The following is an 18,446-nucleotide window of genomic DNA, read 5'->3' as shown; positions in this document are numbered from 1 at the left end:
GTTCTTGAAACGCTTATCCGTCTCAGCCGTATCAAGAGTGCCGCAAGCGGGAAGCGCCGGACGGCAAGGATTATGACATGGCTATGAGTAAACACATCCAAGTCCGCGGCGCGCGCGAGCACAATCTAAAAGATGTGGATGTCGATCTGCCGCGCGATAAGCTTGTGGTCATTACGGGCCTTTCGGGTTCAGGTAAGTCGTCCCTCGCCTTTGATACAATCTATGCAGAGGGTCAGCGCCGCTATGTCGAATCGCTCTCCGCCTATGCCCGTCAGTTTCTAGAGCTGCAGGGCAAACCAGACGTCGATTCGATTGAGGGCCTCTCTCCCGCCATTTCGATTGAACAGAAGACGACCTCGAAAAATCCGCGCTCGACAGTTGGTACGGTCACAGAGATTTACGATTATATGCGCCTCCTCTGGGCGCGCGTTGGTGTCCCCTACTCACCCGCCACCGGGCTACCAATCGAAAGCCAGACCGTTAGCCAAATGGTCGATCTGATCATGGCGATGGGGGATGGCACGAAGCTCTATCTGCTCGCCCCTGTTGTCCGCAATCGTAAGGGCGAGTTCCGCAAGGAAATCGCCGAATGGATGAAGGCCGGCTATCAGCGCGCCAAGATCAATGGCGAATTGGTTCGGCTGGAAGAAGCTCCAGACCTTGATAAGAAATTCAAACAAGACATCGACGTCGTCGTTGACCGCGTCGTGGTGCGCGAAGGTGTCGAAACGCGGCTGGCCGATAGTTTGGAGCAGGCCCTGAAGCTGGCCGATGGTTTGGCGATGGCCGAAAATGCTGACGATCCGGAAACTCGCATGTTGTTTTCGGCCAAGTTCGCTTGTCCGGTCTCAGGGTTCACGCTGGCCGAGATTGAACCGCGCTTGTTTTCCTTCAACTCGCCGCAAGGCGCCTGCCCTGTTTGTGACGGGCTTGGCAAAGAACTGAAATTCGACGTCAATCTGATCATTCCGGACGATAGTCGTAGCCTTGCGGGCGGCGCGATCGCTCCCTGGAGCAAGACACCTTCCTCACTCTACGGACAAACGCTCACGGCCTTGGCCGACCATTACGGCTTTTCAACCAGCACACCGTTCCATAAATTGAACAGCAAATCTCAGGATGTCGTCCTCTACGGAACCAAGGGTAAGCGGATCCAATTCAGCTACAAGGACGGTCGACGTAGATATGAAACCAAGAAACCGTTTGAAGGTGTGCTTCCCAATTTAGAACGGCGTTACCGCGAGACAGAGAGCACATGGGTGCGTGAAGAGCTCGGCAAATATATGTCCGATAGCCCGTGCGAGACTTGTGACGGCAAGCGGCTCAAGCCCGAAGCTCTATCGGTCAAGATTGCGGGCATGGATATTTCCGGCCCCGGCGAGATGAGTATCGCGCATTCTCTGGAGCATTTTGAAGGATTGAAAACAGCCCTGTCCGCGAAAGATATGGAGATTGCCGAACGTATTTTGAAGGAAATCACCGATCGGCTGAAATTTCTTAATGCCGTCGGCCTAGATTATCTGACCATCGGCCGTGGCTCCGGATCGCTGTCCGGGGGTGAAAGTCAACGGATCCGACTAGCGTCACAGATCGGGTCTGGCCTGACTGGGGTTCTTTATGTGCTCGATGAACCGTCCATCGGACTACACCAGCGCGACAATGCCCGCCTGCTGGAAACGCTGCAGGAACTCCGCGATCTCGGTAATACGGTACTTGTCGTCGAACATGATGAAGAGGCTATTCTAACGGCGGACTATGTTATCGATATGGGTCCGAAGGCCGGCATTCATGGCGGTGAAGTCATTGCCAGCGGTACGCCCAATCAGATCAAACGATCCCGTAAATCGCTGACAGGTCAATATTTGACGGGTGAGAAGGAAATCGAGATGCCCGCGCAGCGGCGCGCCATTGACCCGGATAAAGTGATCCGGGTTGAAGGGGCTAGCGGCAATAATCTCAAAAATGTCGATGTGGACTTCCCGCTCGGCGTGTTGACCTGTGTCACCGGCGTATCGGGCGGCGGCAAGTCGACGCTAACGATTGAGACACTATACAAAGCGGCAGCGCGCAAACTGAACAAAGCGACCAAGCCGCCCATGCCGCATTCCGCTGTTCATGGGCTCGACCAGCTCGATAAGGTCATCGATATCAACCAATCGGCCATCGGCAGGACGCCGCGGTCCAACCCCGCGACCTATACGGGCGCGTTTACCCCCATCCGCGATTGGTTCGCTGGACTTCCGGAAGCCAAAACACGCGGTTACAAACCGGGTCGGTTCTCTTTCAACGTGAAGGGCGGTCGCTGCGAAGCGTGTCAAGGCGGCGGCGTCATCAAGATCGAAATGCACTTCCTGCCGGACGTCTACGTCACCTGCGATGTCTGCAACGGACAACGCTATAATCGTGAAACACTGGAAATTAAGTTCAAGGGTCAATCCATCGCCGACGTGCTTAATATGAGCATTGAGGAAGCGGCTGATTTCTTCAAAGCCGTACCCTCCATCCGCGACAAGATGGTGACGTTACAACGGGTCGGCCTCGGTTACATCAAGGTCGGGCAACAGGCGACGACCCTGTCTGGCGGTGAGGCACAACGCGTCAAACTTGCCAAAGAATTATCCAAACGCGCCACAGGCCGAACGCTCTATATTCTTGATGAGCCAACAACGGGACTTCATTTCGAAGACGTCAACAAACTGCTCAGCGTCCTGCAGGAATTGGTCGGGACTGGGAATACGATGGTCATTATTGAACATAATCTCGACGTGGTGAAGACTGCGGACTGGGTAATCGACATTGGTCCCGAAGGCGGTGATGGTGGCGGCGAAATCGTTGCGACAGGTACGCCAGAAGATATTGCCGCCGTCAAAGCCAGCTGGACAGGTCGTTACCTCAAACCGATGCTAGCGAAACGCAAAGCCCGGGCAGAAGCGGCGGAATAACTGCCCTGAAGTCTCACTACCAGATCACATTGCCTTTTGAATCAGCCAGACGGAAAGTGATCGTTGTGACAATATCTGTGCGATCTTCGTCTGTTTGCTCTGACGTCCTTGGTGAATATTCCCAACGCTTCACCGACTGGAGAGCGGGCTTTTCAAAATAATCCGGCCAGGCCGCAATCACCCGCTTATTGGTAGGTTTTCCATCGTCAGTTAGATCAAATTCGACCACGACATAGCCCGATTGCTGAGCGAAACTTGGCATCACGGGCGGCACTCGCTTGATCGGCAGCACATCCTCATTGCGTTCCTTGTCATAAGGCCAGCACTTACAAACGCCTTGCATTTCCGCTTCTTCGAGCTTGCCCTGCGCTCGTAGCGCACTGCGCATATAGATCCAGCGGCCGAGCGTTGTGCCAACAAGCGGATAGACTTCTGGATCCAAACCATCGGTCGCTTCCATCACCGCTTGATAGCTCAGGGCTGCGGCCATGTGATCATCCTCCCCCTCATACGCATACCCGCGATAGAGATTCGCTTGTAGAGGATAGACCGATACAACACCGTCGCCGGCGGCTTCAAACACGGCCATAGCTCGTTCGGCATAGGCTGATGCTTTTTCGTTCCTGCCCCTATTCGCATAGAGACCGGCCACCATCGTCAGCGCTTCTGCTGTGAACGTGCTGGTTTCGAGACCATTCGCTTCGGCGAAGGCTATTAGTTTCTCGCCCGCTCTCATTTGGCGACCGCTTTGGTCCAGATGTCCTAAGACAGTCAGATGCATGATGCCGCGTTCGAGATAGATGAGACTCGAATCAGGGCCATAACCCTCGACCAACTCCATGCTCCGCGCGACGGCTTTGACTTGGTCTTTTTTTATTTCGCCTTTGATGATCGATCCGTAATTGAAGGCCAAATCGCCCGTCAGCTTGACGTCGCCCAACAATTTTTCTGATATCTGCCACGCCTGTTCAGCTGCGGCCCGGGCAACCTCAAAATTGTCAGCCTGCAAGGCGGCCTGATATTTTTTGTAAGGTTTAAGTATCTCAACAGGAGTCTTCGCCTGCGCATTAACGTCGGCTACGAGACTAAGGAATAATCCTGCGAGAAGAGCCGTAAGGAAAGACTTGTTCAACATCGTCAAGTCTCACCATTCGCTAGATCGTCAGCCGCCTCCGCCCATTGGTAAGTGAAGAAGGCTTGAGGCCCGGCAATCATCACCATGTAAATCGCGCTGCCAAGAGCCGTTAGAAGGGCCGCGAAAATAACGCCGACCATGAATCCAGGAGCCTTCGTTTGCTCAATCAAAGCAGGGATCACATCTTCCGGTGTGTCGCCGATAAATGCCCCCAAAATTTCGGCGTTGAATAGACCCGCTAGCCCAACCATCATGCCGATGGACGCTAAAACTGTATAAGCTACATAGCCGACCAAACCGGCGACCAACACGGATCCGAATATGGCCCAGAACCGTCCGTGAGTTACATAACGCGCGGCCAGAACATGGGTTTTCCCACGCCAAGCCGTTAAAGCCCCTGCGGGCGCATATATCGTCATAATCCAGATATAGCCGACCATTATCGCGACATATCCAATAATGAACAATATGGCTGCGATGGGTCCGCCTGAGTCTCCGCCCAATGCAGCAATCAACGCGACGATTAAGGCGAGAGCAACCGTTGCCAGAGAAATGAAAATCGTCACGATCGCATAATATCCCATGATGGCGAGCGCTTGACGGACTTCATCCGCTCCAAATTGAAATGGGAAGATACCGCCGACATCGCCGTCAAAATAGCCCCGGTAGAACGCCGCTCTAACAACAGCTTGAACCAGGAATGCCCCAATTGCGAATAGAAGCGCCATGATCAGCACGTTGAATACGGTTCCGATTATTTGGGCCGTCGCTTCCGCCTCTGAATCAAGGCTCACAACCATAATCATATCGCCATAAGCCCGAACAAGGGGTGGGACTAAGGCGATAAATAAGGCGGTATAGAAGAGAGCCGCCCAGACTGTCAGCTTCCAGAAAAACACCATGCCACCGGAAGTTCGGAATGCACCGAACATGGCGTCCGTTATTTCATAATCTTTCGAATATGGCGTTGGTTCAATCGGGCTCATGTAATCTCCACTCTCTCAAACTAGATACGCCATACAACTGAAACTGGCAATCCTGGCTCAATCGCCACCAAATCTGCCCTATGCAGTTGCGTCACCCCTGCCCTCACCGTAACCCGCGCGCATGAGCAAACCTGTCCATATTATCGGTGCCGGCCTGGCTGGATCTGAAGCCGCTTGGCAGGTCGCTGAAGCTGGCATTCCCGTCATTCTGCATGAAATGCGGCCAAGCCGCATGACGGCCGCGCACCAGTCTGGTGGCTTCGCTGAATTGGTCTGTTCCAATTCATTCCGATCTGACGACCATCTTGGCAATGCGGTCGGACTGTTACATGAAGAAATGCGGCGCAATGGCTCACTGATCATGGGGATGGGCGATCTATTTCAACTACCTGCAGGTGGTGCGCTCGCCGTGGACCGTGACGCCTTTTCAGAGGCTGTAACGACGATGCTGACCCAGCATCCAAACATCACGATTCAGTATGGCGAAGTCTCCGGCCTTCCCCCTGCGGACTGGGGCAATACGATCATTGCGACAGGCCCGCTCACATCAGACGCCCTTGCCAAATCTATTCTGGCAGAAACGGATGTGGACTCCCTTGCCTTCTTCGACGCCATCGCGCCGATCGTCTACAAAGACAGTATCGATTTCGACAAAGCTTGGATGCAGTCACGCTATGACAAAAAAGGGCCCGGCGGCGACGGAGCTGATTACATCAACTGTCCGCTCGATAAGGATCAATATTACGCTTTCATCGAGGCTCTGACCTCGGCTGAGCAAACCGAATTCAAGGATTTCGAGAAAGACACGCCTTATTTTGAGAGCTGCCTACCGATTGAAGTCATGGCCTCACGCGGACCCGAAACACTCCGCTTTGGTCCGATGAAACCCGTTGGCCTCACCAATCCACATAACCCCACCGTTAAAGCCTACGCCATCGCCCAGCTACGGCAAGATAATGGGCTCGGTACGCTCTACAATATGGTCGGGTTTCAGACGAAGATGAAATATGGCTCGCAAGCCGACGTGATCCGGATGATTCCGGGGCTTGAAAAAGCGGTCTTCGCGCGACTGGGCGGCATACATCGCAACACCTTCATCAACAGTCCAAAATTACTCGACGCTCAGCTACGCCTCAAGTCGCGGCCTGACCTTCGCTTCGCCGGGCAAATTATGGGGGTCGAAGGGTATGTGGAGTCCGCCGCGCTCGGGTTGATCGCAGGACGCATGGCCGCGGCGCAAGCCAAGGGCAACACACTCTCCGCGCCACCCGTCACGACCGCGCTAGGGGCTTTAGTCGAACATGTGACTGGCGGATTCATGGATGGACCCAAAGCCAAGTTCCAGCCGATGAATGTGAATTTCGGTCTGTTCCCACCCGTCGAAAATTTGGTCATGAAGAAACCTGATGGCACTCGGGCGCGCGGTAAGGATAAGACTCGCGTAAAGCGTCGCGCTATGGCCGAACGCGCCTTGGCAGACATTAAAGACTGGCCGCGCTAGAGCCGACCGCTCACCACACTGCGAAGCATCCGTAGCTGTTTCAGGAACGGCGCATAACTCGGAACATGCTGGCTCGGATCATAATTCGACTGGCCCATCCGTTTCAAAAACCCCGGCACTGTGGCGACATAGGCCAGCGCGGGCAGTGCATCACCAAGCTTAGACTTACCAGCCTCTATGAACGCAGTATCGGCGGCCTCAATGATGTCAGCGAATTTGATCTCTTGAAGCATAGCGTCGGCATAGTAGCGGTAACTCCGCGCCAACCCTGTCAGTCCCCAAGCGCGTCCGGCTGCCTCACCGCCCTCACCGCCACAGATGGCAACAGCTGCCACCGCCAAGCCCCCAGACGTCGCGTCCGCATAGTCGACGGCGTCCTCTAGCGATGAAAAGGGGCGCGGATCGAGATCCCGCTCTCGGCCATCGATAATCCGGTCCAGTAGAAACCGACTAATTCCCGTTTGTGCGATCATCTCAGACAGCGGCGTGGTGACCTCATGCGAGCGCACAAGCCGGTCGCCATAAATCTCGTCCAGACAATCCCGCCACCATTGATAACGGATTTTGCCCATCATCGGCTCGCTGACCAATTCTGGTACTTTCGCTAGCTCCATGTGAAACGCATAGAGCGCAAATAATTGATCTCGAACATCCGGATCGGCCAAACGCGCGGCCCGCGCCCGATCCGGGTCAACCTCGGTTAAACGGTCAATAATTGAGCTATCGATTGCGATTGCCACGTGCGGCCTTTTCTCATCTTACCGACTTCGTCTTGCAGAGCCGAAGCCGAATGCCTATCCAAAGGTTACGAAGCAAGTTCAACCCTGTGAAAGGAATAGTTATGCGCCGGACATCAACTCTTTTGGGACTGGGGGCCGCGCTGCTCGCCACCCCCGCATTCGCTCATGTTGGCGACCACGGAAACAAAAATGTACTCCACTTTCTCGCCGATCATGGCGTGGCCGCAGGACTTGTCGCGCTGAGCGTACTTGCAGTCTCTGTTTATCTCATTCGTCGGAAAGGGTAATCACCATGTTGCATTCACTTCTGTCGAAATTCGATCTGCCGACTGCGGACGCTCACTGCGATATTCCATGCGGCATCTATGACGCCCGTATCGTGACCTATTATGCTGTCTCTGCTCTGCGGCAGATGGATATTCTTCTGAGCCTTGAAGATAAAGGTCTCAGCCACACTGCGTTCGCCATGCAGGCTGCGCGGAATACGGCCAAAAAAGAAGAAATGGCCGAAAATTGTAAGCATCAAACCCGCATCATCTGGGGTGACTTCATGAAGGGTGACCATCTGAAGAAACATCCGGGCGCGCATGAGCTGGCACACAAGATCATGCTCGCTGGCTCTGCTGTGAAGCAGGACCTACACCGCGAGGATGGCGAGAAATTAGTCGCGCTTTGCAATGAGTTCGCTGAAATATTCTGGGACATGAAAGGCGTGAAAACGAAGCGCGTCACGACTCCTTACGCGCCGAATGTTGAAGTCGTCGAACCTGATCTCTAGCCTGAAACGCTCCGATCAAAATTATGCGCCTCTCCCAAACGGGAGGGGCGCTTTTTTTATGTCCGTCGCTTAGAGTTGGTTCGTGTTCAGCCTGTACAAAGTTCGCGGCGAGTCGATGAAGCCGACATTACAGCCAGGCGACATCGTCCTACTGCGCAAACGCCCTGCATATATTGGCGACGTGGTTGTCGTCGATCACGTTAGGTTTGGCATCATCCTCAAACGGATTGACGCAAACCGACAACTTATCGGCGATGGGCCGGCGTCGACGCCTTCAGATGAACTCGGGCCTTACAAGCCCAGCACACTTATAGGCACCGCCATACTCGCGATTACGCCTCGAGGGATTCGCCGTCTTTCGGCGCGTCGATCCGGGATCCGCGCTTAAGTTTCAGAACGAGCAACAGCGGGCTGGCAACGAAGATAGACGAATATGTCCCGACGATCACACCCCAGATCATTGCGAACGAGAAGCCACGTAGTCCGGGTCCACCCAGAATATAAAGCGCCAACAGGGCCAGAAGCGTTGTCACAGACGTCAAAATCGTCCGTGACAGCGTGTCATTGATCGAAATATTGATGACTTCGGCCAGTGGCATTTTCTTATATTTCCGCAAATTCTCGCGAATACGGTCATACACAATCACCGTATCGTTGAGCGAATAGCCAACAATGGTCAGAATAGCGGCGATAATGGCGAGGTTGAATTCGATCTGAAACAGCTCGAACACACCCAAGGTCAGGATCACATCGTGCAAAAGGGCGACGACCGCACCCATGCCGAACTGCCACTCAAAGCGGAACCAGATATAGGCCAACACAAGGCCGAGCGCGAGAACAACCGCTATCAGCCCTTTGCGGCGGAGTTCGCCTGACACTTTGCCAGAAACAGTTTCAGTCGCATCAATACGGACATCGCCATATTCAGACTGTAGTGCTTCGACCAGCGCGCGTTGAGCAACTTGCTGCGCATCCGTTTGCGCTTCGCGGCTTTCTTCTGCTGACGCGCCTTCAACCACCTCTTCAGGCTGCAACGGCAGACCAATACGAAGATAGTCATGATCAATTAGCGACCCGGCAGGCTGAGAGATATTCTGCACAACGGCGCCGTTGAAACGGCTCTGAACGAAATCTTGTACATCGTCCGGTGGTGCGTCGCCAAAATCAACGACCGTCACAACACCGCCGGTAAAATCGATGCCGTAATTCAGTCCCTTGGTCAGAAACAGCGACATGGAGGCGATGACGGCGATGACGGACAGAATTCCGGCAACAAAGCGAAGCGATATGAACGGCACACGCGGTTCAATCGGTAAGATTCTGACTAGGGAAATATCACGCATGGATAGGGAGTCCTTAGCCTAAATTGGCAGCGTTTTAGGCCGCGTTCCGCGCAACCATGTGGCGGTCAGCAGACGAGCGAAGACGACGGCTGTGAAAACAGACATCACGATACCGATGGCTAGCGTCACGGCAAAACCTCGAACTGGGCCAGAGCCAACAAAGTAAAGCGTGATCGCCGCGATCATCGTCGTAATATTGGCATCCAAAATCGGCGCCAGTGAACGACGGTAGCCGGTCTCGATCGCATTGACGGGCGGTCGCCCATTATGCGTTTCTTCGCGAATCCGTTCGAAAATCAAGACGTTCGCATCCACGGCCATACCGATGGTCAGGATGATCCCGGCAATGCCTGGCAGCGTCAAAGTTGCGCCTAGAATGGTCAAGGCAGCCGCAATCAACGCAATGTTTGTCGCCAGCGCCATATTGGCAATGGTTCCGAACCGAAGCCCGTAGGACAGCCACATAAAAATGGCGACACCGATGAGGCCAATAACAGAGGCCACCTGCCCGGCGCGGATCGACGCTTCGCCCAATTCGGCGGAGACTGTGCGCTCTTCGACGATGAGGAGCTTGGCTGGAAGCGCACCCGCATTCAGCAAACGCGACAGTTCGGACGCTGAATCCGGCGTGAAGTTGCCTTCAATATAACCGCGACCGCCCGTGATGGCCGAGCGAATATTCGGAGCAGTGATAATTTCGCCATCCAGCACGACGGCAAAGGGACGACCAATATTCTTCGCCGTCATTTCGCCGAACAAGCGTGAACAGCGGAAGTTAAACTTGAAGTTCACAATCGGATTACCCTGATCGGGGTCCACACCTGGAGACGAATTTTCGAGACACTCACCGGTAATCCGTGTGCTTTCTTCGACGATCAGGCCGCCGCCTTGTTGCTCAGGATAATAGCGCGTGCCGATACTCGCCAAACGCGCCTCACCCGTTTCCGGATCAAAAGTGCTCATCGCCTGACGTAAGGCGCGCTCATTATTGCTGTCTTGGTGGACAAGGTGGAAGGACAAGTTCGCGGTCTTGTTGATCGCAGACTTGATCTCATCAATGTTCTTTGCACCCGGGACCTGCAGAAGAATACGGTCTTCGCCTTCACGAACCAGTGTCATTTCCGTCGTACCCGACGGGTCAATCCGGTCACGCAGAACTTCAATCGACTGATCGATGGTACGTTTGCGGATCGCTTCGATCTGTGCATCCGTGATTTCAACTGAAAAGCCGTCATTACCGACGACACTTACATTGGTGGATTTTGGCGAGCCAATTTGGGTCGGGTCAACTGGCACGCTCATCGTGCGAACGACATCAAGCGCTGCGGCCTGATCTTCTGCACGACGCATTTTGCCAACGACCATACCATTGGCGATCCGAACTGTGTCCGCCCGAAGACCCTGATCGCGCAGTTCGGTCAGAATACCGGTGCGTTCATTGACTAGCGCTTGCTGCAATACGCTCGACAGATCGACTTCGAGCAGCATGTGCGCGCCGCCTTGCAAATCGAGACCGAGATTGATCGTATTTTGCATCCAGCCTGGCAGACTGGCTCGCGTCTCTGGCTTCATCGCGTTAGGCGCGGCAAACAAAAGGCCTAGGACAACGAAGCCAACGATAAAGAGTGTCTTCCAGCGGGAGAAGAATAACATTAGTCGTTCGCCGCAGATTTACGATTGCGCACTTCGGCAATCATCGTGCGGACGATCTTGACGTCTTGGTTCGTGCCAATTGTCAAAGTCAGTTCATCATCCGTGACTTTTTTGACCTTACCGATCAAACCGCCGCTCGTGACAACTTCGTCACCTCGGGCAATCGCGTCTAGCATAGCGCGATGCTTCTTCATTCGTTGGCTTTGAGGGCGTATCAACAGGAAGTAAAAAATCAAACCGATGACGGCGAGCATCAGGAACTGCCCACCTACGGCTGTGCCCGCTCCACCGGCCGGTGCAGCTTGTTGGATCAGCGTCATGAACATAGGAGGCTCCGCCAGCAAAAGCGCCGGAGCAACCTGCCCCGGTCATATCGTTTTGCGGCTATATAAGCCTGCGGCTCTTATTCGCAAGCAAAGGCGGCAGACTGATCCGCCTAATCTCTACTTCGTCAGGCAGTGGCCCTCAGGTAATTTCAGCCTTTGACCCGGCACAAGGGCATTCGGGTCGGTTAGTTCGTTCGTCGAAACCAACTTAGACGTGTCGATACAGGTCCGGCGTGAGATGGCTGAAAGCGTATCACTCGGCAGAACTGCATAATACTGGATGGTCGGGATCGAAAGATCCGTGGCTATTTGCGCCTCGGCATCACTCGGAATCGGCTCAACAACCTTTAGCTTAGCAGGGCCTTTGACGGTCGATGTGGAAACAGAGGCGACTTGCGCCGGTGTGGTCGACTGCACTGCAATGGCTGGTATTTTCAACGACTGGCCAAGCTGAATACTATTGCCATCGATGGCGTTCGCGCGCTTTAAATCGGTCACAGTCAAATTATATCGTTTCGAAAGATTATAGAGCGTGTCGCCTTTGACTACCGTGTGGACGGTTTCCGAGACGGGCACAGGCGCCGCTTTGGCGATGGGCTGTGTGGGTGTCTGGTAAAGCTCAATAGGTTTAATGCCGTTTGGCGCAACTTGGCTGGTTGCGCCCATAGCCTTCTGGAAACGAAGAATTCGAGCGGCCTCTTCTTGAACGGGCGTCATCTTCTTATCTGAGGATAGACTGGATTGAGAATGACTGGCTTCGCTGACCACGGACTTCGGGTCTGCGGCTTTATCGGCCTGTAGGTCTGTTTGAGCCAATACCGGCGTGGCGGCGGACAACAGAATGGCGGTCAGAATGATCCGGCGCATGAGCGTACCTCTCCTAGGTTCACGCCCGCAATTTAACCTGACATGGTTAAAGAAGCGCTAAGCTTGGGTCTCAGACACAGAGACTTCATCGGCTTTGCGTTCGACAAGCCGCACCGCAACAATCGACAATTCATAAAGCAAATAGATGGCTCCGCCCAAGATGAACTGCGTAATCGGGTCCGGCGGCGTGGCGAATGCTGCGAACACCGCAATGCCGAGCACGGCATATTTCCGCCAGCCGCGCAGCTGTACGGAGGTGACGATCCCGGCACGCCCCAGCAGCGAGAGGATCACAGGAAGCTGAAACGACATACCAAAAGCCAGAAATAGCGTTGTTGAGAGTTTCAGATAATCCGCAATACGTGGCAACAACTTCACTTCCTGTCCGCCGCCAAGAGCCTGCTGGCCAAGAGCGAATTCCATCACGAACGGAAAGACGAAGAAAAAGACGAGGCTCGCGCCCGCAATGAACAGGATCGGGCTCATGATGAGATAGGGAAGAAAAGCGCCGCGCTCATTCCGATACAGCCCCGGCGCGACGAACCGGTAGAGCTGATAGGCTAGGATAGGAAAGCCAATGACGATGCCGCCAAACATGGCGATTTTCAACTTCACGAAGAACGTCTCAAGCGGCTGGGTCGCAATGATTTCCATATCAATGGGCGGACGGCCCGCCTCGACCATGCGGGCATTGTAGCGAATAATAGCCACTTCGAAGGGCCACAGCAGAAGATCAACAATATGGCGCAGGAAAGGCGCGCAAATGATCATCCCCGCAACCACACCGAGGACACTCTTGATCAGCCGGGAGCGCAACTCGTTAAGGTGATCGAGCAGTGGAGCACGCGAGGATTCAACCTCATCCGCTTCAAGTTTAGCCTGTTCAGTCATGTTTTATCGGAAGACAGGTCGGTTGCGTCGCGGATTTCTGTATTCAGCTCTCGAATATCGCCCTCGAGCTCATCATCAAGATAGCCGAGGCTCTTCATCTGCGCGATCTCGGCGCGGAGTTCTTTGATCTCGTCATCCGCGTCCATTTCGTCGAAGGCATCGCGAAATTCCTGCCCCATGGCGCGCAAACGGGCCACAAATTGACCCAGCGTTCGCATAACTTTCGGGAGGTCTTTTGGACCCACAACGATAATCGCCAGCAGGACGATGACCACCATTTCCCCGAATCCAAAGGACGGGAGCATGGATCGGGCCTAGTCTTTCTTGCGGGGCGTAACGTCCAGCGCGTCGTCAGCCGGATCGGTTGCAGCCTCTTTGGCGTCCGCAACTTCGTCCTTCAGACCTTTTTTGAAAGAGGTGATCCCTTTGCCGAGATCACCCATGATCGCACTGATCTTGCCACGACCACCAAAAACCAGAACGGCGATGACCAGAATGGCGATGATGCCAATGGGATGAGCTGTTAACATGAGGTTGATGTAGGCCGCTCAAGCCCAACGGTCAATCGTGAGAGACTGTCATGCACCCGTCATTATTGGGCTCAGTCGTCATCATCGGCCAAGAAATCCTCAAAGAATTCTGCATCTTCGGGCTCGAAATCGAGTTGATCGTCTTCCGTATTAATATCATCCAGCAAGGACGGCTCCGGCATTTCGAAGTCCTTGGGCAAACGCGGATCCAACAGGCCTGCGGCTTTGAGGTCATCGCGACCCGGCAGATCGGAAATTTGCTCTAAATTGAAATGTGCGAGAAACCCGTCGGTTGTGCCGTAAGTCACCGGACGGCCCGGTGTCCGGCGACGTCCGCGTAGGCGAACCCAACTCAGATCCATCAAAACGTCTATTGTCCCTTTTGAGACAGCGACCCCGCGAACATCTTCGATTTCAGCGCGCGTAACAGGCTGGTGATAAGCGATGATGGCCAGCGTTTCTAATGCCGCCTTAGACAGTTTTCGCGGTGCTTCCCGTACATCGACTAAGGTCTCAGCCAAATCTGGTGCTGTTTGAAACCGCCAGCGGTTCGCGATGGACACTAAATTCACGCCACGATTGGCATAGTCGCGCTGCAATCGGGCTAAAAGCGCCCCGACATCCGTCTCTTTCGGCAGGCGGTCTCGCAGCGTGACAACATCAATCGGCTCTGAAGCAGCGAATAATAGGGCTTCGAGAAGACGAAGTTCCCCGGCCATCGTCGCGGAGTCATCGGCGCGCTGGTTCAGCCGTTCCGTCAACCGAACCACATCCCCTTCTATTCCGGCTGTCGCATTATCCAGTCGTTGCGAGGTGGGTCGAGTCATGGCGCGTCCCTTTCTGTGGTTCGCAAATAGATCGGTTGGAATGCCGACGTCTGACGAAGTTGGATATCCCCTTCTTTCGCCAACTCCAAGCCGGCCAGCAAGGACGAGGCCCGGACTGAGTTTTGTGGAACATCGTCGGCCAGATCGGTTCTGTCGATCAAGCTGTCCATCGCCGTCCATTCGGACAGGTCATAGCCCGCACTCGCCATAGCGCGCTTGAGCCGATTACGCGCCTCATCCATGCTCAGCACTTTCGGTTTTTCCAAACGATGATGCTTGAATGCAGAGCGCGATCGGGATGTCCCGTAAGCTTTGAGAAGATCGAACAATTCAGCTTCGAACAGCGGTGTAGTCCGTGACCGCAGCCCTTCCGGCGCGCCGCGAGTCAGGATTTCTTGACCCGTCTTCGGCAATCGTTGCAACCCGCCAACCGCTCGGCGCATGGCATCTAGCCGCTCCAGCCGGAATGCTAGCATAGCTGCGAGTTCCTGTGCTTCCGGGGTTTCTGTTTCGGCCTTCTCTGACGGCAGGATGAGTCGTGATTTTAGATAGGCCAACCATGCCGCCATCACGAGATAATCAGCCGCGAGCTCAATCCGCAGATTATGAGCCGTCTTGATGAAGTTCAAATATTGCTCGGCAAGATCAAGGATCGACACACGGGCCAGATCGACCTTTTGCTTCCTGGCAAGGTCGAGCAAAAGATGAAGCGGGCCTTCAAATCCATCAATATCTAATAAAAGCGCCGCATCGCTCTCTTCGGCGGCCTCTGACGCTTCGAAAAACAGATCCTCTTCAAATCCCTCTTCGGCTGACATCATAGGGACCGAGCCATCAACTTATCGAACTCGGCTTCTGCGGCCTCTCTGTCGAACTCGGCGACGGATTTCGTTGTCGCTTCTGCCACCTGAGCCCTCTCTAGTGAACGTCCGTCTAAAGACCGCCCCCCCTTGGCCACTTCAATCATGTCGAGCAAATCACCGGAACATTGTAGGGCGATATCACAGCCTGCATCGAGAGCCGCCGTCGTCTTGAATTGCAAGCTACCCGTGAGCGCTTTCATGTCGAGATCATCCGACATCAATAAGCCGTCAAATCCAATGGTCGTGCGGATAAGATCACGCAACGCCTTGGGTGACGTGGTCACAGGGTCCTCATCCACGATCGAATAGACAGCGTGTGCTGTCATCGCCATGGGCGCATCAGCCAGCATCCGGAACGGCCTGAAATCGGTCCGTTCCAGCAACATTCTGCTGGTCGTAATCCGTGGCAGAGCCTTATGGCTATCCACCGTTGCACGGCCGTGGCCCGGGATATGTTTGATGACTGGGGCAACGCCGCCGTCCATCAAGCCCGACATAGCCGACTTTGCCAGCACGACGATCTGATCCGTCCAATCGCCCAGCGCACGGTCGGAGATGATGGGATCAGCCCCAGATTGCGGCAAATCCAGCACAGGCGCGCAATTAGCCGTAATACCAACGGCGCGTAAATCATCTGCGATCAACCGATGCCCTAGGAATATAGCGCGCTTGCCTTTTTCGTCGTCATCATTGTGAACAGCCGCATAGGCCGCACCCGTTGGATAGGCACGCCAGTGCGGCTCTTTCAGGCGCTGGACGCGCCCGCCTTCTTGATCAACGAAAATGAGCGCATCGCGTCCCACGGCACCTCGAAGATCGTCGCAGAGACGGCGTAATTGGTCGGGGCTTTCAACATTGCGTCCAAAAAGGATGAAAGCCCACGGATTGGCATCGCGAAAGAAGGTCCGTTCGCTAACGGTCAGACGCGGGCCACTCAGACCCAAAATTGCGGCGAGCTGGCTCATCCTAACGACGCGTGACGTAGCAAGCCTGCCCCGCCGCCTTCAATCTGACACAAGTCGCATCAGCATCAGCCTTGGAGGCAAATCCGGCAATGCGGGCGCGGTAGTAAATGCCCTTCTCAGCCAGATCGACGCGGGCAATATCGGATCGATAGGACCGCAAGACGTCCGCATGTTTCGCCCGGATTGCTGCATAGGTATTTTCAGCCTCTGCTTGGGTGCGCAAGGATGCGACCTGTACAATCCAGTCCGATGTTCCCGTCGCAGGCGGCGTTGCGGTTACAACAGGACGATTCGTAGGCGTTTCGATGACAGAGTCAGGGGTCGGGTCCTGTACAGTCGGTTGAGTTGGACGCAATTCACCGCGGTCTGAAGGGACAGGATCGCGCTCAGCTTGTGTGGGTAGATCAACCGGGTTTTCAGGCGGCGGCAACACCGTCACATCTGTGCGTGGGTCTTGACCAGACATGACATCAAAGACTTCTTTATCTTGGTCGGGTGTCTGCATCCCGCCAGGGTCTTCTGGGACAATCTTAAACGGCGTATTGTCCGCCGTAATCAGCGGCGGGTCGCCTCGATCACGGACGCCGGGCTGATAAACTTTGATAACGATGAAGGCGAGGATCAACAGGACACCGAAACCGATGACAAGTTTGAGCAATATGGCACGCTCCGACGACCGTGTAATGTCGAATGGTGTTACGGGTTCATCCGGTCGCATCACCGGATTGAATTCTGGGCCGTCTGAACTCATCGATCTGTCCCCTCACCAACGCCCGCATAGCGAATCGCTAGTCTTCGTCCATGTGTAACGCAGCGCGCTTGCGGCGTCTTGTTGACGAAATAATGGAATTTCAGGTCCGGGTTAAAGACTTATTGCAGCCTCATAGCCCGTATCGGACTTATCCGCCTAGATATCCCGTCACTGTGAACAGTTTCCGGTGCTCTGCAATCGCAAAATTATCGGTCATTGACGCAATATAATCCATCACGACTCGCGCCGTTTCGGGCGCATGAGGGCCAGCACAATTCAGCTGTAACTCGGTCGGTAGAATTGTCGGATCAGCGATGAACAGTTCAAACAACTCGCTAACAACACGAGACGCCTGCCCCATCATCCGATTGACTAGATAGTGCCGATACATGCGAGTCATAAGAAAATGGCGCAACGGACGCTCTTTCTCACGGAATCCTGAGCTGAAATCGCAAATTGCTTCTGGTAAATGGCGCACATCGTCAGGGCTTTGCGGATCGTATTTTTCCAAACGTCGTCGCGTTTCCGCCAGAACATCCGCAACCATGATCCCAATCATATCGCGGACGGCTTCATGGATCATGCGATCTTTGGAAATATCAGGATAACGACGACGAACATCCGCGAACGCATCGCCGACAAACGGCACATCCATAATATCTTCAACTGTGAACAATCCCGCCCGTAGGCCGTCGTCAATATCGTGATTGATGTAGGCAATATCGTCAGAAATAGCTGCGACCTGGGCCTCGGGGCCCGCATAAGTGTGCAATTCTAACGACTGATAGTCAGGGATGGCGCGTAATGCCCAAGGTAGGGTTTTCAGATCCTCCTCCCGGGTGACGACCGGGCCATTATGCTTGGCGATACCTTCCAGCGTCTCCCAAGTCAGGTTCAACCCGTCAAACTCGGCGTAACGACTTTCCAGATGTGTCACGATCCGAAGAGTCTGCGCATTGTGATCAAACCCGCCATAGGGCGCCATCGCTTTGGAAAGCGCGTCTTCGCCCGAGTGTCCAAAAGGCGGATGCCCCATATCATGGGCCAGAGCGAGACATTCAGCGAGATCCTCATCCAGCCCCAAGACACGGGCAATTGAGCGAGCGATCTGGCTAACCTCAATCGAGTGTGTCAGCCGGGTCCGGTAGTAATCCCCCTCATGAGCCACGAAGACCTGCGTCTTGCCTTTGAGCCGGCGAAACGCAGAAGAATGGATGATCCGGTCCTTATCGCGCTGGAACGGGCTGCGCTCTGATGCGCTCGGTTGCGGAATGACTCGCCCACGCGCATTATCGGGGTCCGACGCATAGGGTGCGCGTTTAGCGCGAGTGGGTTTGAAGACTGTCAC

General features: G+C 54.5%; 20 protein-coding genes. 5 read left to right on the top strand and 15 right to left on the bottom strand.

Annotation, left to right across the window (positions count from 1 at the left end; genetic code table 11):
* The first annotated feature begins 77 nt into the window (after nt 1-77).
* A complete protein-coding gene (gene uvrA, locus QQL54_RS04935; protein ID WP_284388206.1) occupies nt 78-2,942 on the top strand; it encodes an excinuclease ABC subunit UvrA in 2,865 nt (954 codons plus the stop codon).
* 16 nt (nt 2,943-2,958) lie between these two features.
* Here uvrA and QQL54_RS04930 read toward each other — a convergent pair whose 3' ends face one another.
* Together QQL54_RS04930 and QQL54_RS04925 are read right to left on the bottom strand one after the other, a co-directional pair.
* A complete protein-coding gene (locus tag QQL54_RS04930; RefSeq protein WP_284388204.1) occupies nt 2,959-4,077 on the bottom strand; it encodes an energy transducer TonB in 1,119 nt (372 codons plus the stop codon).
* A gap of 2 nt (nt 4,078-4,079) precedes the next feature.
* Nucleotides 4,080-5,063, bottom strand: coding sequence for a hypothetical protein (locus QQL54_RS04925; RefSeq protein WP_284388202.1), 984 nt, complete (start codon nt 5,061-5,063; stop codon nt 4,080-4,082).
* Between the two features lie 121 nt (nt 5,064-5,184).
* Here QQL54_RS04925 and trmFO point away from each other — a divergent pair, with 121 nt between their 5' ends.
* A complete protein-coding gene (trmFO, locus tag QQL54_RS04920; protein WP_284388199.1) occupies nt 5,185-6,564 on the top strand; it encodes a methylenetetrahydrofolate--tRNA-(uracil(54)-C(5))-methyltransferase (FADH(2)-oxidizing) TrmFO in 1,380 nt (459 codons plus the stop codon).
* Here trmFO and QQL54_RS04915 read toward each other — a convergent pair.
* The gene (locus QQL54_RS04915) at nt 6,561-7,304 is read right to left on the bottom strand and encodes a squalene/phytoene synthase family protein (protein WP_284388197.1); all 744 of its coding nucleotides are present in this window, start codon (nt 7,302-7,304) and stop codon (nt 6,561-6,563) included. The genes trmFO and QQL54_RS04915 overlap by 4 nt on opposite strands.
* Nucleotides 7,305-7,405: 101 nt before the next feature.
* Between QQL54_RS04915 and QQL54_RS04910 the strand changes: the two genes are divergently transcribed.
* The 3 genes from QQL54_RS04910 to QQL54_RS15465 all read left to right on the top strand — a co-directional run bounded on the left by QQL54_RS04910 (nt 7,406) and on the right by QQL54_RS15465 (nt 8,470).
* The gene (locus QQL54_RS04910; RefSeq protein WP_284388195.1) at nt 7,406-7,591 is read left to right on the top strand and encodes a hypothetical protein; all 186 of its coding nucleotides are present in this window, start codon (nt 7,406-7,408) and stop codon (nt 7,589-7,591) included.
* Between the two features lie 5 nt (nt 7,592-7,596).
* Nucleotides 7,597-8,082 (top strand): superoxide dismutase, Ni, encoded by a 486-nt coding sequence (gene sodN / locus QQL54_RS04905; protein WP_284388194.1) that lies wholly within the window; start codon nt 7,597-7,599, stop codon nt 8,080-8,082.
* 82 nt (nt 8,083-8,164) lie between these two features.
* A complete protein-coding gene (locus tag QQL54_RS15465) occupies nt 8,165-8,470 on the top strand; it encodes a S24 family peptidase (RefSeq protein ID WP_348520673.1) in 306 nt (101 codons plus the stop codon).
* On the opposite strand, the gene secF is transcribed toward QQL54_RS15465, so the two are convergent.
* From secF to QQL54_RS04845, 12 genes are all read right to left on the bottom strand, one after another.
* Entirely contained in the window at nt 8,415-9,425 is a 1,011-nt protein-coding gene (secF, locus tag QQL54_RS04900; protein ID WP_284388191.1) for a protein translocase subunit SecF, read from the bottom strand. The two genes, QQL54_RS15465 and secF, sit on opposite strands and share 56 nt — an antisense overlap.
* An 18-nt stretch (nt 9,426-9,443) precedes the next feature.
* On the bottom strand, nt 9,444-11,078 hold the full coding sequence (gene secD / locus QQL54_RS04895; RefSeq protein WP_284388189.1) for a protein translocase subunit SecD: 1,635 nt from the start codon (nt 11,076-11,078) through the stop codon (nt 9,444-9,446).
* The gene (gene yajC, locus QQL54_RS04890; RefSeq protein ID WP_284388187.1) at nt 11,078-11,404 is read right to left on the bottom strand and encodes a preprotein translocase subunit YajC; all 327 of its coding nucleotides are present in this window, start codon (nt 11,402-11,404) and stop codon (nt 11,078-11,080) included. Before yajC ends, secD begins: the two co-directional genes overlap by 1 nt.
* 117 nt (nt 11,405-11,521) lie before the next feature.
* Nucleotides 11,522-12,271, bottom strand: coding sequence for a lytic transglycosylase (locus tag QQL54_RS04885; protein WP_284388186.1), 750 nt, complete (start codon nt 12,269-12,271; stop codon nt 11,522-11,524).
* Nucleotides 12,272-12,328: 57 nt separating this feature from the next.
* Nucleotides 12,329-13,162: a twin-arginine translocase subunit TatC gene (gene tatC, locus QQL54_RS04880; protein ID WP_284388184.1), complete on the bottom strand. Its 834-nt coding sequence runs from the start codon at nt 13,160-13,162 to the stop codon at nt 12,329-12,331.
* On the bottom strand, nt 13,159-13,467 hold the full coding sequence (gene tatB / locus QQL54_RS04875) for a Sec-independent protein translocase protein TatB (RefSeq protein WP_284388183.1): 309 nt from the start codon (nt 13,465-13,467) through the stop codon (nt 13,159-13,161). The genes tatC and tatB overlap by 4 nt, the downstream gene beginning before the upstream one ends.
* A gap of 9 nt (nt 13,468-13,476) precedes the next feature.
* Nucleotides 13,477-13,692, bottom strand: a complete 216-nt coding sequence (locus QQL54_RS04870; protein WP_284388181.1) for a twin-arginine translocase TatA/TatE family subunit — start codon at nt 13,690-13,692, stop codon at nt 13,477-13,479.
* 71 nt (nt 13,693-13,763) lie between these two features.
* On the bottom strand, nt 13,764-14,519 hold the full coding sequence (gene scpB / locus QQL54_RS04865; protein WP_284388179.1) for an SMC-Scp complex subunit ScpB: 756 nt from the start codon (nt 14,517-14,519) through the stop codon (nt 13,764-13,766).
* Nucleotides 14,516-15,340 carry a segregation and condensation protein A gene (locus QQL54_RS04860; protein ID WP_284388177.1) on the bottom strand — a complete coding sequence of 275 codons (825 nt, stop codon included), beginning with the start codon at nt 15,338-15,340 and terminating at the stop codon, nt 14,516-14,518. Before QQL54_RS04860 ends, scpB begins: the two co-directional genes overlap by 4 nt.
* Complete coding sequence (nagZ, locus tag QQL54_RS04855) at nt 15,337-16,347, bottom strand: beta-N-acetylhexosaminidase (protein ID WP_284388175.1); 1,011 nt, start codon at nt 16,345-16,347, stop codon at nt 15,337-15,339. The genes QQL54_RS04860 and nagZ overlap by 4 nt, the downstream gene beginning before the upstream one ends.
* 1 nt (nt 16,348) lies before the next feature.
* Complete coding sequence (locus tag QQL54_RS04850; RefSeq protein ID WP_284388173.1) at nt 16,349-17,098, bottom strand: SPOR domain-containing protein; 750 nt, start codon at nt 17,096-17,098, stop codon at nt 16,349-16,351.
* 148 nt (nt 17,099-17,246) lie between these two features.
* Nucleotides 17,247-18,446: a deoxyguanosinetriphosphate triphosphohydrolase gene (locus tag QQL54_RS04845; protein WP_284388172.1), complete on the bottom strand. Its 1,200-nt coding sequence runs from the start codon at nt 18,444-18,446 to the stop codon at nt 17,247-17,249.

This window comes from Algimonas ampicilliniresistens, assembly GCF_030159955.1.
Classification (GTDB): domain Bacteria; phylum Pseudomonadota; class Alphaproteobacteria; order Caulobacterales; family Maricaulaceae; genus Litorimonas; species Litorimonas ampicilliniresistens.
The sequence above is the reverse complement of the archived record's forward strand: the minus strand, read 5'-3'. Positions and strand labels throughout refer to the sequence as shown.